Annotated in this window: 12 protein-coding genes and 1 riboswitch; of the genes, 7 read left to right on the forward strand and 5 right to left on the reverse strand. The window is 64.4% G+C overall.

Features of this window, described 5'->3' with window-relative positions; all coding sequences use genetic code 11:
- The first annotated feature begins 9 nt into the window (after window positions 1-9).
- Both CE_RS09610 and CE_RS09615 read left to right on the forward strand, forming a co-directional pair.
- The gene (locus CE_RS09610; RefSeq protein WP_006767928.1) at window positions 10-1,419 is read left to right on the forward strand and encodes a hemolysin family protein; all 1,410 of its coding nucleotides are present in this window, start codon (window positions 10-12) and stop codon (window positions 1,417-1,419) included.
- A 3-nt stretch (window positions 1,420-1,422) separates the two neighbouring features.
- Window positions 1,423-2,469 (forward strand): CNNM domain-containing protein, encoded by a 1,047-nt coding sequence (locus tag CE_RS09615; RefSeq protein WP_006767929.1) that lies wholly within the window; start codon window positions 1,423-1,425, stop codon window positions 2,467-2,469.
- 150 nt (window positions 2,470-2,619) lie between these two features.
- Here the strand turns inward: CE_RS09615 and CE_RS09620 are convergent, their stop codons facing one another.
- A complete protein-coding gene (locus CE_RS09620) occupies window positions 2,620-4,023 on the reverse strand; it encodes a S1C family serine protease (protein WP_006767930.1) in 1,404 nt (467 codons plus the stop codon).
- A gap of 466 nt (window positions 4,024-4,489) precedes the next feature.
- The gene (gene rplS / locus CE_RS09625; protein WP_006767931.1) at window positions 4,490-4,831 is read right to left on the reverse strand and encodes a 50S ribosomal protein L19; all 342 of its coding nucleotides are present in this window, start codon (window positions 4,829-4,831) and stop codon (window positions 4,490-4,492) included.
- Window positions 4,832-5,070: 239 nt separating this feature from the next.
- A riboswitch (TPP riboswitch) is annotated at window positions 5,071-5,185 on the forward strand.
- On the opposite strand from rplS, the gene CE_RS09630 reads away from it, so the two are divergent.
- From CE_RS09630 to CE_RS09650, 5 genes are all read left to right on the forward strand, one after another.
- On the forward strand, window positions 5,185-5,835 hold the full coding sequence (locus tag CE_RS09630; protein ID WP_006767932.1) for a thiamine phosphate synthase: 651 nt from the start codon (window positions 5,185-5,187) through the stop codon (window positions 5,833-5,835). It overlaps the preceding riboswitch by 1 nt.
- Complete coding sequence (gene thiO, locus CE_RS09635; protein WP_006767933.1) at window positions 5,832-6,902, forward strand: glycine oxidase ThiO; 1,071 nt, start codon at window positions 5,832-5,834, stop codon at window positions 6,900-6,902. Before CE_RS09630 ends, thiO begins: the two co-directional genes overlap by 4 nt.
- Complete coding sequence (thiS, locus tag CE_RS09640; protein ID WP_006767934.1) at window positions 6,899-7,099, forward strand: sulfur carrier protein ThiS; 201 nt, start codon at window positions 6,899-6,901, stop codon at window positions 7,097-7,099. The genes thiO and thiS overlap by 4 nt, the downstream gene beginning before the upstream one ends.
- Window positions 7,100-7,102: 3 nt before the next feature.
- The gene (locus tag CE_RS09645) at window positions 7,103-7,882 is read left to right on the forward strand and encodes a thiazole synthase (RefSeq protein WP_006767935.1); all 780 of its coding nucleotides are present in this window, start codon (window positions 7,103-7,105) and stop codon (window positions 7,880-7,882) included.
- Complete coding sequence (locus CE_RS09650; RefSeq protein ID WP_006767936.1) at window positions 7,883-9,004, forward strand: ThiF family adenylyltransferase; 1,122 nt, start codon at window positions 7,883-7,885, stop codon at window positions 9,002-9,004. It abuts the gene before it with no gap.
- 52 nt (window positions 9,005-9,056) lie between these two features.
- On the opposite strand, the gene CE_RS09655 is transcribed toward CE_RS09650, so the two are convergent.
- From CE_RS09655 to CE_RS09665, 3 genes are read right to left on the reverse strand one after another with little or no spacing between them, the layout of a single operon-like run.
- Window positions 9,057-10,259 (reverse strand): TIGR04053 family radical SAM/SPASM domain-containing protein, encoded by a 1,203-nt coding sequence (locus tag CE_RS09655; protein WP_006767937.1) that lies wholly within the window; start codon window positions 10,257-10,259, stop codon window positions 9,057-9,059.
- A gap of 38 nt (window positions 10,260-10,297) precedes the next feature.
- Window positions 10,298-12,625: a Tex family protein gene (locus CE_RS09660; RefSeq protein ID WP_006767938.1), complete on the reverse strand. Its 2,328-nt coding sequence runs from the start codon at window positions 12,623-12,625 to the stop codon at window positions 10,298-10,300.
- A 28-nt stretch (window positions 12,626-12,653) separates the two neighbouring features.
- Window positions 12,654-14,558: a heavy metal translocating P-type ATPase gene (locus CE_RS09665; protein ID WP_081447213.1), complete on the reverse strand. Its 1,905-nt coding sequence runs from the start codon at window positions 14,556-14,558 to the stop codon at window positions 12,654-12,656.
- Between the last annotated feature and the right edge of the window lie 61 nt (window positions 14,559-14,619).

Here is a 14,619-nt window from a genome sequence, read left to right on the forward strand (position 1 = left end):
GGTGAACAAATGATAGGTGCTGCATTCACTCTGCTGCTCGGCCTGGTGATCATCGCCGTGATCATCGTGATCAACGGTTACTTCGTGGCGCAGGAATTCGCCTATATGTCGGTCGACCGCACACAGTTGCGTGCCCGTGCCGATGCCGGGGACAAAAAGGCCGCCCAGGCCCTGAACATCACCAACCGCACCTCCTTCATGCTCTCCGGAGCACAGCTGGGCATCACCGTCACCGGTCTGCTCGTCGGCTTCATCGCCGAGCCTCTCGTCGGTGAATCCCTCGGTGTCCTCCTCGGCGGCGTGGGGGTGCCCACCGCCGTCTCCGTTGGTGTGGGCACCGTCCTGGCCCTGGCACTGTCCACCGTGATCCAGATGATCTTCGGTGAACTGTTCCCGAAGAACTACACCATCGCCGCCCCGATGAAATCCTCCATCGCGCTGGCACCGTCCACCTCCATCTACCTCAAGGTCACCGGTTGGTTGATCAGGTTCTTCGACGCCTCCTCCAATGCGCTGCTGAAGCTCATGCGGATTGAACCGGTTGAGGACATCGACTCCTCCGCCACCGCCGAGGACCTGGAACATATTGTCTCCACCTCACGTCTGAGCGGTGACCTCGATGACAGCACCTTCCTCGTGTTGGACCGCCTGCTGGATTTCCCCGACCGCAATGTCGGGCACGCGATGATCCCACGCTCACGCACGGATGTCCTGTCCCCGGAGACCACACTCGGTGAGGCCCGCGCACTGATGGCCACCGCCCACAGTCGCTACCCCGTCATCGACGAGGACCACGTGCCCACCGGGGTTCTCCACCTGGTCGATGTACTGGCAACGGACCTGCCGGATACCACTCCGGCCACCACCCTGGCACGCCCCGCCGTGGTGGTACCCGAACTGATGACCCTGCCTGATGTCGTGGATGAACTGATCGGACAGGAGGAGAAGATGGCCTGTGTCATCGATGAATACGGTGGCTTCATCGGCATCATCACGCTCGAGGATCTCGCCGAGGAGATCCTCGGTGATGTCAGCGACGAACATGACCTTCCGGAGAGCGAGGACATCACCGAAACTCGTGAGGATCAGTGGCTCGTCGACGGTGACACCCCGCTCGATGAGGTGGAACGTGCCATCGGCCACGACCTCCCCGAGGGGGATTTCGAGACCATCTCCGGGCTGCTGCTCTCCCACGCCGGTGGGCTTGTCGACGCCGGTGAGGTCCACGACATCCAGCTGGCCGCCGAACCTGAGGATTTCGTCGAACGCAGTGAACCCCCGGTCCGCATCCTGCGCATCCGGGTCGAGTCCATCGAACGCAATGTACCCGCCACCGTGCACCTGACCCTCATCGAGGACCCTCCGGCCGGCGCACACACCGATGCCACCACCGATCACACCACCGAGGAGGGTCGCTAGAACATGACCGAATGGTATATCGCCCTGCCGGCAACGATCCTGCTGATCGTGTTGTCCGGTTTCTTCGTCATCATCGAATTCGCCCTGCTGGCTGTCCGCCGCAACCGTCTGGAGGAAACCGCAGAGACGTCCGCGTCCTCCCGTGCTGCGCTGCGCAGCCTCAATGAGCTGACCCTCATGCTCGCCGGCGCGCAGTTGGGCATCACAGGGTGTACCTTCGCCCTGGGTGCCGTGACCAAACCCTGGGTGCACTACTCGATGATGCCCCTCTTCGAGGCCCTGGGGATCCCCCTGGCGGTCGCCGATGTCATCGCGTTCATCCTGGCGCTGTTCATCGTCACCTTCCTCCACCTGGTGGTCGGTGAGATGGCCCCGAAGTCCTGGGCCATCACCCACCCGGAATCAGCGGTGAAACTCATCGCCCTGCCGGCCCGCGGATTCATCAACATCTTCCGCCCGCTGCTGTCCTGGATCAACAAGATGGCCAACCGGCTGGTGGAGGCCACCGGTGAGAAACCGGTGGAACGTGCCGCAGCCCGGGGATACGACGCCGATACCCTGCGGATGCTCGTGGAGCATTCGCGTGTCACCGGCACCCTCGATGATGTCTCCGCCACCCAGATCACCGGGGTCATCGCCCTGGACCTGACCACCGTGGGGGAGGCGGTGGACTCCCCCGTCAACCAGATGAGGTCACTGCCCTCCACAGCCACCGTCCGGGATATCCAGCGCACCGCCGCCGAATCCGGTCAGCTGCGGGTGCTCCTGGAGGATCCCACCTGGGATGTTCCCCGCGTGGTGCACGCCCGTGACACACTGCTCGCGGACAAATCCGCCCCGGCCCTGGAGTGGTCGCGCCCGGTACTGACCCTGCCGGAGACCGCCACCATCCAGGAGGGGCTGGAACGGATGCAGGGAGAAAACGAACAACTGGCAGCGGTGATCTCCGTGAACAACGGTTACACCGTGCGCGGTGTCATCACCTGGGAATACATCCTCCACCAGCTCTGGCCCAGCATCGAGGAGGAACTCGGCCGCACCCGCAGCTGACCGGAACACCGACACCGGACCATCCACCCATACCCGCCCCGGGCAACCTTCAGTGGTACCTGGGGCGGGCAACGAACACCGGATACGGTGTGTGGGGTGGTCACCCGGCCGGACCCCGGTCAGCAGGTCCGGAAACAGGTGATCCACAGATCAGATGAACCTGAAGGTGGATGCAATCTCCGTCAGGACGGTACTGACCTCATAATCCGTCTGGAGCTGGATGAGCAGAGCCAGGGGGCCGGTCTGGTCATAATCCTGGGTGGCCAAGAGGAGCACCGTGGTTCCTGAACAGTCATAGGCAACATACGGGCCCCGGTAGTACCCGTCATCCCAGGTGTCCCGCTCTGTCTCTGTACAGGTACCTGAGGCGTCGAATTGTTCGAGTACCTGCTCAGGGGTGTAGGAGGGGTCCGTTCCGAGCATCCACAGTCCGGGGGCGTTGTAGGACGCCCAGAAGGCGTCCAGGTCAGGAGCCGCCACGAGGGACACCCAGTCCCGTCCGTTATTGTCCTTCCACGGCGTGGGATCCACATCCGCCCACTCGACCGGGACGCTCACTGCGAGGGAATTGCTGTCGTCGGTGATCTCCACTGACTCACCGCTGTACTCGCCCGCCTGCTCCGTGGCCTGCCCGCCGGAGACGTTCTCCTGTTCGACCTCCAGCTCACGGCCATTGATCTGACCGGTGAGGAGGGTGTCGTCGCGGGGGCGCAGAACCTCAACGTCCATGGTGCCGTCACTGCCGTGGGTATCCAGTACCTGGCAGTAGCTCGCCAGATTACCCTCATCCCCCACGCTGACTCCCCCGAGTTTCAGGATGAGGTCCCCGGGTTCAATACCTGCCTTGTCGGCGGGGCCTCCCGGTTCCACCGAGGACACCCACACGCCGAAGAATTCCGGATCCCCACTATCCCAGGCCTGTGCGTTGACACCGATCGATGAGATCCGCTTACCGTCGATCATGTCGTCGATGACATTTCGAACCACATCACGATGGATGGCGAAGTTGTAGTCGAGGGAATCATCGCCGGCATAGTTGACGCCCAGAACCTTGGCGTCCCCGGTGATCAGGGGACCGCCGGAGTTACCACCCCGGATACGGGCATCGTGTTCAATCACATGCTCAAGGGACGCCCACTGGGTGTCGAACTCGAAATCCGTCTTCGAGACGATGCCACGGGTGAGGGTGAAGTCATCGGAGGCTCCTGCCGGGAAACCCGCGGAGTACACATCGAGGCCGGTTGTAATCTGACCGTCGTACCAGGTGTAGTGGGGCAGATCATCGGCATTGAGCTGTACCACGGCAAGATCCAGACACTCAGATGCCCCGAGCACCCGCATACTCGCCTTGCTTTCCCCGTTCTCACCGTAGGTTCCGTCAAGTCGACCTGCACCCACCACCACGTGGTTGTTGGTGATGGCGATACCCGACGGGTCGATGATGAATCCGGATCCCTCCCACGCGGATTCCGATGGGTCGACAGTGCCGGGTTCAATGAAGGTACCCTGACCGACGATCTTGACGGTTGCATCGGCGAGGGTATCGAAGGTCACCGCGTTGACGGTGCCCGCATGGGTGGTACCACCTTTGGATGCGGTGGTGGCGGGTGAATCAGAATCATCCGAGGAAGAACATGCCCCAGCAGTAGTGTGGCTACGCCCAGTACTGCTACCAGTGATCTGTTCCTCAGCCTGGTTGTGTGCTTCAAAGCCATGACGGGCTCCTTATGTTAACGCCCATGGCACAGAGGTACCCGTCGGCGACTAATGGGTCCAATCAAGAACTGCACACAGCAAGCCAAGGTTTTGCACTGATTTTGACAGGAGGTTGAGGAGCCAAGAACACAAAACTCTTAAGGATATTGAACGTTGATCATAATTTTACTATTTTCCCCCGCAAAACAGGAGGAATCTCACCCACGGCTTTCTTCATTCCCCCATGAAAAAACCCCGTCGCCACCGGAGAGATCCGGTGGCGACGGGGGTTGCAACCCGGGATGGTGTCAGGACACCGTCAGGTTTAGCGCTTCTCCTTGATGCGGGCAGCCTTACCGCGCAGTTCGCGCAGGTAGTACAGCTTGGCGCGACGGACGTCACCACGACGGACGACCTCGATCTTCTCCAGGTTCGGGGAGTGAACCGGGAAGGTACGCTCAACACCGATGCCGAAGGAGACCTTACGCACGGTGAAGGTCTCGCGGATGCCACTGCCCTGGCGGCGGATGACAACACCCTTGAAGAGCTGGGTACGGGTGTTGGTGCCTTCGATGACCTTGACGTGAACGTCGAGGGTGTCACCGGGGCGGAAGGCAGGAACGTCGTCGCGCAGGTATGCGGAGTCGACCTTATCCAGAATGTTCATGTAGACAGTCCTTTGACAGTTAGGGAAAGAGGACCCTGGCGGCACTTCCCCTGTGGTGGGGCGCTCGGCCGGTTCGTATCCGTTTCAATTTTGCGCCACTGCGGACCACCGCAACCCCTTCTGTGCAGAAGGTGCCACGAGACACACAGTCAACCCATGCATTCTTTCATGTCTGCGCGGCTGATGCCAAATCCCGCCCCCGCCCTTCACGGCGTGGTCCGCATCATCTACACTCAGGCCCCAACCCCCACGGGCGCCCGGGGCACCGGGCTGAGATTGCGCTGCCTTGCCGCGCAAGGACCGTATGAACCTGTCTGGTTAGCACCAGCGAAGGAAGAGAGGCCTACAAGGACATGCGTCCCACCCCTGATCTGCGTTGTTATTTCATCACCGGCCACGGCAGCCACGAACACATAGTCGATGTCGCCCGGCGCGCGGTGGCAGGTGGGGCCCGCACGGTGCAGGTGCGCAGCAAACCCATCACCGCCCGTGAGCTCTACGCACTCACCGAGGCCGTCGCGCTCGCCGTGGGCGAGACCGCCCATGTGCTTGTCGACGACCGCGTCGACATCGCCCTCGCTCTGCGCCACCGCGGCCTGCCCGTCCACGGGGTCCATGTCGGGCAGGATGATCTTCCTGTCCGTGATGTCCGTGCCCTGCTGGGCGAGGAGGCCATCATCGGTCTGACCACCGGCACCAGGGAGCTGGTGGAGGCCGCCAATGAGCACGCGGAGGTGCTCGACTACATCGGTGCCGGGCCGTTCCGCCCGACCCCCACCAAGGATTCCGGTCGCCCACCACTCGGTGTGGAGGGTTACCGGGAGCTGGTGGAGCTCTCCAGGCTTCCGGTGGTGGCCATCGGGGATGTCACCGCCGATGACGCCCCGGCCCTCGCCGACACCGGTGTCGCCGGTCTGGCGGTGGTGCGTGGCCTCATGGAATCCGCTGACCCGACCGGTTACGCCCGGCGTCTGATCACCGGTTTCGGGGAGGGTCGCCAATGAGCAGCGTCACCGTCGTCGGTGGTGGTCTGGTCGGTCTTGCCACCGCGGTACGGCTGGCGGATGCAGGTCATGTGGTGACCCTGGTGGATCCCGATCCCGCCTCCGGTGCCACCCACCACGCCGGTGGGATGTTGGCCCCGGTCGCGGAGGTGGTCTACCGGCAGGAGGCACTGTTCCCGTTGATGCTGCGCTCGGCCGCGCTGTATCCGGGGTTGCTTCGGGTCGTCGACAAGCACACCGATCTGCCCACCGGGTACCGCACCGAGGGCACCCTGGTGGTGGCCGCGGACCGGGCGGATGCTGCCCATCTGGCGCAGTTGTCGGACTACCAGTCCGCCAACGGCATGGAGGTCGAACGTCTGACACTGCGTGCAGCCCGGAGGTTGGAACCTGCCCTGAGCCCGCAGCTGGCCGGGGCCGTGCACATCCCGGGCGATCACCAGATCAACCCGAGGATGTTCGCCGCGGCCCTGCTCGACGCCCTGGATAATCTCGGGGTGGAGGTCCGCCGGGAACGGGCCACTGCGATCCCCGATGATGAACAGGTGGTGCTGGCCAATGGTCTGGGCGCAGGGCAGCTCCACCCGGGGTTGCAGCTGCGTCCGGTCTACGGCGACATCCTGCGCCTGGGTGTGCCGGATCATCTCGCCCCGCTGCTCACCCGGGTGGTGCGCGGGTTTGTGGAGGACCGCACCGTCTACCTCATCCCCCGCACCGACGGCACCCTCGCCATCGGGGCCACCTCACGCGAAGATGAGCGGCCTGTCCCCCGCGCCGGCGCGGTGCATGATCTGCTGCGCGATGCCACCCGCCTGGCCCCCGGCATCAAGGAGTGCGATTTCCTCGAGGCCACCACCGGCGCGCGCCCCGGTACCCCGGATGATCTGCCGTACCTCGGGCGGGTGGATGAACGCCTGATCATCTCCACCGGGTATTTCCGCCACGGGATCCTGCTGACCGCCCTGGCCGCCGAGGCGACCCTGGCCATGGTCGAACACCGCGATCCCGGGATCGATCTTCACGCCTGTGCCCCACACCGACACACCACCCAGAAGGAGCATCCATGAACATCACCCTCAACAACCAGTCCGTGACCACCACCGCCACCACGTTGAGTGCCCTGGTGGAGAACACCCTCGGGCAGCTGCCGGACGCCGGGGTCGCCGTGGCCGTGGACGGTGAGGTGGTGCCCCGCTCCCAGTGGGACCGCCCGCTTGCCGACGGCCAGCACATCGACATTCTCACCGCCGTCCAGGGAGGTTAACCCATGCTCACCATCGCCGACCGCACCTTCGACTCCCACCTGATCATGGGCACCGGTGGCGCCACCTCCATGGCGATGCTGGAGGAGTCACTGGTGGCCTCCGGGACGGAACTGACCACGGTGGCGATGCGTCGTCACGCAGCCACGACCACCGGGGAATCCGTCTTCGACCTGCTGCGCCGCCTGGACATTACCCCCCTGCCGAACACCGCGGGTTGCCGCACCGCACGGGATGCCGTGATCACCGCGAAACTCGCCCGGGAGGCACTGGGCACCAACTGGGTGAAGGTGGAGGTCATCGCCGATGAACACACCCTGCTGCCCGATGTCGTCGAACTGATCGACGCCTGCGAACTGCTCGTCGCCGAGGGTTTCGTGGTGCTGGCCTACACCTCCGATGACCCGGTGGTGGCCAGACGCCTGGAGGACGTCGGGTGCGCCGCGGTCATGCCCCTGGGCTCGCCCATCGGCACCGGCCTGGGCATCCTCAACCCGCACAACATCGAGTTGATCTGCTCGCGGGCAGGTGTACCGGTGCTTCTCGACGCCGGTGTCGGCACCGCCTCCGACGCCGCCCTGGCGATGGAACTCGGTTGCGACGGGGTGCTGCTGGCGTCTGCGGTCAACCGGTGTCAGGACCCCGTGGCGATGGCGCGCGCGATGCGTTATGCCGTGGATGCCGGCCGTCTCGCCCGCGGGGCCGGGCGCATCCCGAAACGCGAACACGCCGTGGCCTCCTCCACCTTCGACGGACTGGCGTCCTGGTCGGATCAGGTGTTGTAGATGGCACTTCCAGAGATGTCCCTTCCCGACATGGCACTTCCCGACACCGAACTGCGCCGCACCGCCCGCCAGCTCGCCCTCTCCGGCTGGGGCATGGAACAGCAGGAACGTCTCCACCGCAGCCATGTGCTGGTCATCGGTGGTGGCGGCCTGGGATGTCCGGCCATGCAGTCGCTGGCATCCGCCGGTATCGGACACATCACCGTCATCGACGATGACACCGTGGACATCACCAACATCCACCGGCAGATCCTCTTCGGTGCCTCCGATGTGGGCCGGCCCAAGGTGGAGGTGGTCGCCGAACGCCTGCGTGAACTCCAGCCCGACATCACGGTGACCGCCCTGCGTGAGCGCCTGACCGTCGACAACGCGGTGGAGCTGGTCGGTGGGGTTGATCTGGTTCTCGACGGATCGGATTCCTTTGCCACCAAATACCTCGTGGCTGATGCCGCCGAGATCACCGGTACCCCCCTGGTGTGGGGCACGGTGCTGCGTTTCCGCGGGGATGTCTGCCTGTTTGCCGATGGTGTGGGCCTGCGTGATCTCTTCCCCGTCCAACCCACCGGTGATTCCATCCCCGACTGTGCCACCGCCGGTGTGCTCGGGGCCACCACCGCCACCATCGGTGCGCTCATGGCCACCGAGGCCATCAAGTTCCTCGCAGGACTACCCACCCAGCCGGGACGCATGCTCAGCTACGACGCCCTGACCACCACCACCCGCAGCTTCACCGTGGGTGCGGACCCGGCGCGTGACCGCGTCACCGGGCTCCAGCCGAGCTACAGCGATGCGGTGTGTGCGGTTGGCCCCTCCCCCGAGGAGTTGCTCGACCAGGTCCGGGCCGGTGCGGCGGTGCTGCTGGATATCCGGGAACCGCATGAGTATCTGCTCAATGATTCACTCGCCGACCTGGATCCGGTGCGTCTGCCGCTGTCGGAGATCACCGGTGTGGATACCGTGTGGCATGCCCTCGGTGAGGCCCGGCGCGACGCACGACGCGATACCCGGCGCGTGGTCGTGCACTGCGCCTCCGGGGTGCGCAGTGCCACCTTCGTGGAGCAGTACGGCGACCTGGGTTATGACCTGGTCAACCTCCCCGGCGGCATCAATGCGCTGGGGTGAGCGGCCGGGATCGGCGATGAGGCTCCGGGGGAATCCGCGGGACCACGGAAGGTCAGGACCCCGGGGCTGATATCCGGAGCGCCCGGTGTCCACGCTCCTCCCGCCGATCCCCCTCGTCCGGTGTCCACGCCGCAGGAACGTGGGAGCAGGTCGGGTCGGAGGCCAGGGGGTCGCCGGTGATCGCGTACGCCGTGGACCGGGAGCCACCGCACACACTGGCGAACTCGCAGACCGAACATTTTCCCCGCCATGTTGAGGGGTCACGCAGGGACCGGAAGACCGGGGAGTCGGAGTAGATCTCCGGCAGGGGTGTGTCTCTGACGTTTCCGCAGTGCAGAGGGAGGAACCCGTTGGGATACACATCACCCAGGTGGTCGATGAACACGAAACCGCTGCCCGCGTTGACCGCCATCGGTGGCCGGGGCCGACGGGGTGTGGTGGGCCTTTCACCGAGCAGCCGGGTGGTTGCGTCCGTCAGGTAGCGGTACAGTTCCCCTCCCTGATAGCTCTGCCCCTGTGTGCGTTGCAGGACAACGCGCCGGTACTGGGGCGCCTCGGTGGTTTTGATGGCCACACGGTCCGAGACGTCGTGGAGCCAGTGGAGGACGTCCTCGCGCTCGTCGGCATCCAGGGCGCCCAGACCCGCACCACGGCCGGTGGGCACGAGGAAGAACACGCTCCACAGCCGCGCGCCCATGTCGATGACCCGGGCCAGCAGCGCCGGTGCCTGATGCACGTTTCCCGCGGTCAGCGTGGAATTGATCTGCAGCCGGTAACCGAAGTCGGTGACCACCCGGGCCATCTCCACCGTCTGCTTAAAGGTGCCGGCGAAACCCCGGAAGTGATCATGGGTCTCCGCCACGGCCCCGTCGAGGGAGAGCGATAACGCCGATCCGCCGGCCTCCCGCAGTTCGACGAGCCTGGCGCGGGTCAGGCGTGGTGTCACCGAGGGGGACAGCGAGATATTGAGTCCGAGACCGGTTCCGTACCGGGTCAGCTCCGTGAGATCACCACGTTCGAAGGGATCACCGCCGGTGAGAACAACCAGCGGACGTGGATGATCATAGGTGGCCAGCGAGTCCAGGAGGGCGAATCCCTCCTCAGTGCTCAACTGGCCGGGTGCGGGCTCATGCTGGGCATCGGCCCGGCAGTGTCGGCAGACCAGCTGGCAGGCGCGTGTCACCTCCCAGATGGCGATGAAGGGTTTGACGTTGAGGTCATGGCGAACCTGTCGGACCATCTGGCTGCGAGTCATACCCTCAAGATTAAACCCGGATAGTCCCGTAGAAAAGTCTAGTGTCCCAGGCCCGCCCGCCTGAGCGCATCGGACATGGCGCCACCCGCAGGTGCGGTCGGTGCTTGTCGACGCTGCCCCTGCCCACCACGGGCCGGGGTTCTGCCGTCGTTGCGGCCTCCACGTGGGTTGGTGCGCTGGTTGTTCCGCTGTGGCTTCCTGGCAGGCTGGCCCGGTTCATCATTCAGGCGCAGGGACAGGCCGATGCGTTTACGGTCCACATCCACCTCCATGACCTTGACCTTCACCACCTGGCCGGAACGGACCACCTCATGGGGATCGGAGATGAACTTCTCGCTCATTGCCGAGACATGGACCAGACCATCCTGGTGGACACCGACATCCACGAAGGCACCGAAGGCCGCCACATTGGTCACGGTGCCCTCCAGGATCATCCCCGGGCTGAGGTCGGAAATCTTCTCCACACCCTCCTTGAAGGTGGCTGTCTTGAATTCAGGGCGGGGATCACGGCCGGGTTTGTCCAGCTCGGCGATGATGTCGGTGACGGTGGGAATACCGAACTGCTGATCAGCGAAATCCTCCGGGCGCAGGGTGGAGAGCACCGCGGTGTTGCCGATGAGGTCGCCGATGCCCACGCCGGTGGCCTCGACGATGCGTTTGACCACCGGGTAGGCCTCGGGGTGTACCGCGGAGGCATCGAGCGGGTCCTTCCCGCCGTTGATACGCAGGAAACCGGCGCACTGCTGGAAGGCCTTCGGCCCCAGACGCGGCACCTTGTTCAGCTCCTTGCGGGATGAGAATCCACCGTTGTCATCGCGGTAGGCGACGATGTTGTTCGCCAGCGTGGAACTGACACCTGCCACCCGGGTGAGCAGCGGTGCAGACGCGGTATTGAGGTTCACGCCCACGGCGTTCACGGTGTCCTCCACCACGGCATCCAGTGTTCTGGCAAGGGCTGCCTGGTTCACATCATGCTGATACTGCCCCACGCCGATGGCCTTGGGATCGATCTTGACCAGTTCCGCCAGGGGATCCTGCAGGCGCCTGGCGATGGAGACCGCACCACGCAGGGAGACATCCATGTCCGGGAATTCCTCCGCCGCGATCTCGGAGGCGGAATACACCGACGCCCCGGATTCCGAGACCATCACCGGGGTCGGGCGGGTACCGCCGGCCTGTTTGATGAGGTCCGCGACCTCACCGGCGAGTTTCTCCGTCTCCCGGGAGGCGGTACCGTTACCCACAGCCATCAGCTCCACCCCGTGGGTGGCGCACAGGCCCGCCAGCTCCTGCACCGCGTCCGCCCACCGGTTCTGTGGCTGGTGCGGGTAGACGATGGTGGTGTCCAGCACCTTGCCGGTGGAATCCACCACGGCCACCTTCACGCCGTTGCGGAAACCCGGGTCCAGACCGATGGTGGCGCGCTGACCAGCGGGGGCGGCCAGCAGCACATCCCGGAGGTTGGTGGCGAAGATCTCGAGGGCGCCGACCTCGGCCTTCTCCTTCAGCCGCATGCGGACATCCAGGCTGGAGGAGACATAGAGTTTGGTGCGCCATCCCCACCGCACTGCCTCAGCCAACCAGCTCGAACCCCCGGTGTCCAGGGAGAAACGGTCGGCGATCATGCCCTCGTAGATGGTGTCATCGCCGGCGTCCAGGTTCAGCTGGAGCACCCCCTCGTTCTCACCGCGCAGTAGCGCCAGGATGCGGTGGGAGGGCAGGGAGTCGAAGGATTCACTGAACTCGAAGTAGTCCTTGAATTTCGCGCCCTCGGTCTCCTTGCCCGCCACCACGGAGGCGGTGAGGGAACCGGTCCGGTACATCTGTTCACGGACCTCGCCCACCAGGTCGGCATCCAGGGCGAAGCGGTCGATGAGGATGGCACGGGCACCGTCGAGGACCTTCTTGGTGTCCCCGAAGCCGTCGGTGATGAACCGTGCCGCCTCAGCGGTGGCGTCGGTGGTGGGGGCGTCGATAAGCGTATCGACGAGCTCCTCCAGCCCGGCTTCGCGGGCGATGTCGGCCTTGGTCCGGCGACGCTTCTTGAACGGCAGGTAGAGATCCTCCAGGCGCGCCTTGGTCTCACACCCCATGATCAGTGCCCGGAGGTCATCGGTGAGTTGGCCCTGCTCCCCGATGGTCTCGAGGATGGTCTTCTTGCGGTCCTCCAACTCACGCAGGTAACCCAGGCGGTCCTCCAGTTGGCGCAGCTGGGTGTCATCAAGGCCCCCGGTGATCTCCTTCCGGTAGCGGGAGATGAAGGGGACGGTGTTTCCCTCGTCGAGAAGCGTGATGGCCGCGACCACCTGCTCCTCGCGGACACCGAGTTCGCGGGCGATCGTGCTGGAAATCGAGATTACTGACATTCTCGCGATTCTAGCGGGTACGCCCGATCTAGAAGTCGCTCAGCTTCTTCTTGGTGAACGGCACGCGGGCGGCGTTGAGGATGGCGGCCACATCGATGACCTCCTGGGCGATCGCACCCATCAGCGGGGTCAGCAGGCCGAACACCGCCAGCACCATGCCGATGAAGGACAGGGCCATGCCGCCGATTGCGGTCTGCAGTGCGATCTTTCGCATGCGGGCACCGATGTGGATGAGGTTGTCCAGACGCTCCAGGGAGGAATCCAGGACGACCGCATCAGCAGCCTCCATGGTCACATCAGAACCGGCGCCGAAGGCCACACCGACGGTCGCGGTGGCCATCGCCGGGGCGTCGTTGATGCCGTCGCCCAGAAACAGTGTCTTGCCGCGTTTGTTGTGTTCACGGACCAGTTCGAGTTTGCCCTCCGGGCTCACCCCGGCATGCACGGTCTTGATACCGACCTTCTCTGCCAGGTACTCCGCCTCGGAGGCGCGGTCACCGGAGATGATCATGGTCTCGGTGGTGCCGTGTTTCTTGCCCAGGTGGGCGATGAAATCAGCGGCAGACCTGCGCGGTTCATCACGGAACTGGATGAAGGCGGCGAATTCACCGTCGAGAAGCATCACCGATTCCATTCCCGCCTGGTCCTGGGGCAGGAAGGAGGAATCCGCCAACGCCTTGCGGCTGGTCAGTTTGACCTCAAGACCGTCGACGACACCGGTCAGTCCCTGGCCGGGTTTCTCGGAGATCGAATCCACCGTAAGTTTGTCCACTCCACGGGCATCCGCCTCCTCCACGATGGCGGTGGCCAGGGGATGGCGGGAATAGCGTTCCACGGCCGCTGCCAGCGCCAGGGCGTAATCCTCATCGAGGCCGTCGGCGGTCTGGAAGTGGGTGATCACGGGACGCCCGTAGGTCAGGGTTCCCGTCTTGTCGAACATGACGGTGTCCACCTGGGACACCTCCTCCAGGATGCCCGGATTCTTGATGACAATGCCCCGCTTCGCCGCCAGGTTGATCGCACCGATGATGGCCACCGGGACACCGATCAGCAGCGGACACGGGGTGGCGATGACCACCACTGCCAGAAAGCGGGTCGGATCCCCGGAGATGATCCAACCGATCGCACCCATGGCCAGGGCGAGCACGGTGTACCAGGCTCCAAGACGGTCGGCGAGCCGACGCATCTCGGGGCGGTTGGTCTCCGCCTCACGCAGCACTCCCACGATGCTGGCATAACGGGAATCCTCCGCCAGGGCCGTGGCCCGGATCACCAGTGCATCATCCGCGTTGATCGCACCCGAGATCACCCCGGACCCCTCAGATTTACTCACCACATAGGGCTCACCGGTCAGGAAGGATTCATCCATGGCACCGTGCCCGGAGATCACCTCACCATCCACCGGACACAGCTCATGCGGTAACACCACCAGCTCATCACCGATGCGGACATCATCGATGGCGATGTCCTCGGTGGTGCCATCCGGGTTTTTACGGTGGGCGATCTGCGGCGCACGTCTGGCCAGTGCGTCAAGTGTGGCCGAGGCCCTCTTGGAGGCGGCATCCTCCAGTGCCTCACCACCGGAGAGCATGAGCACCACGATCGCGGCCACCAGCCACTCCCCCAGTAGGACGGAGGCGAGGATGGAGACCGCAGCCAGGGTGTCAGCACCACCGCGGGTGGCAATCGCCGATTTCACCACATCAATACCCAGCGGGACACCACCACCGATGACGATGGCGACGAGTGGCCAGGAGGCAGCGAAGCCCTCCATCCCCACGGCAAAACGCAGAATCAGATACAGCGCGATGGCCACCAGGGCTGCGGTGGCGATCACGCCGTCACGGGAACTGAAGAATTCCCGCATTCTGTTGGGTTGTTTCGGAATGGTGGCGGGAGTTTTCACAATGGGGGTATGGGTCGCGGTATTCATACCCCCACCATATCCCGAGAAACAGGCTCTCACCAGGCAGGATAGGGTTCCCTTATGAAAC

Origin of the sequence: Corynebacterium efficiens YS-314 (assembly GCF_000011305.1) — a bacterium.
In the GTDB taxonomy this organism is placed as follows: domain Bacteria; phylum Actinomycetota; class Actinomycetes; order Mycobacteriales; family Mycobacteriaceae; genus Corynebacterium; species Corynebacterium efficiens.